1 protein-coding gene is annotated in these 1,035 nt (G+C 32.1%); it reads right to left on the bottom strand.

From position 1 onward, the window contains the following. Window positions 1-36: 36 nt before the first annotated feature. Window positions 37-777 carry a YveK family protein gene (locus AC1DSL_RS18585; RefSeq protein ID WP_477533384.1) on the bottom strand — a complete coding sequence of 247 codons (741 nt, stop codon included), beginning with the start codon at window positions 775-777 and terminating at the stop codon, window positions 37-39. Window positions 778-1,035: the final 258 nt, after the last annotated feature.

Below are 1,035 nucleotides of genomic sequence, written 5' to 3'. Positions count from 1 at the left end.
GTTATTAGTTGCGTCTCCATTTTCTTTTTCTTTCGATTAGCCATTCATATCTCCTCCTTTCTTATACTGCATTTTATTAAGTCTTGCTATTTTTTTTTGTTCTTTTATCTCCATGGATGAAATAGAACCTATCACTGGTAATGAAAGTAGCTTTTCAATGTCTTGCTCCGAAGTTAATGTATTGTCAAGGTATYCTAAAAGGAAAGCGAGCCCAATGCTAAGTAAAAATCCAATAACCATTGAAATAGCTATGTTTAAAATGGGTTGGGGCTTTACAGGTTCTTGTTCATCACTTGCAGTGGCTCTTGATAATATACTCACATTATTGATGTTCATAAGATCAATTACTTCACGCTGGAAAATAYCAGCAGTCGAATTGGCAATGTCACGAGCTATAAATTGATCCGCATCCTGGACAGTAATTGTTACAACTTGAGAATCGCCTTCACTATTGACATTTATTTTTTTGTTTAATGATTGAGTAGTCATATTTTCAAGTGCCAATTCCTTTATAACAAGATCAAGTATCGCTGGACTTTTTATGATAATGCTATAGGTATTTATTAGCTGTAAATTTGTTTGAATATCTACATCAGGCATTTGGTTTGTGTCTTCTTGATTTATTAAAAGCTGAGTTGAAGACTCGTAGATCGGTGTTAAAAAGTAAAAACTAATTACTCCACTAAGAGCAGTTACTAAAAGTGTTATTGAAAAAATCAGAAGCATTCTCTTTCGAAGTGTCTGGAAAAATTCTTGTAAACTAATAGTTTCTTCCATAATCTATAGTTCCCCCTTCCCAGCTATAAACTTATGTATATGATAAAACCATTAACAACATGACATTTGGAGGATTTTTAAGATAACAAAGTCTCGATTTTATTGAAATTCTTTTCACATTTAAAAAACCAACTAAATTAAGCAATTTCGACGGTTTGTACGTTTGTATCTAGTTTTATGTTTCGTTTCTTAATTTTGAATTAAGAAAATTGTAGTCAGTGAAACTGATTAATCCAATACTCACCATCCCTTGGAAGC

Source organism: Paenisporosarcina sp. P4_D4, assembly GCF_056401835.1.
Note: the sequence above shows the minus strand (reverse complement) of the source record. Positions and strands in the feature narration are given on the sequence as shown.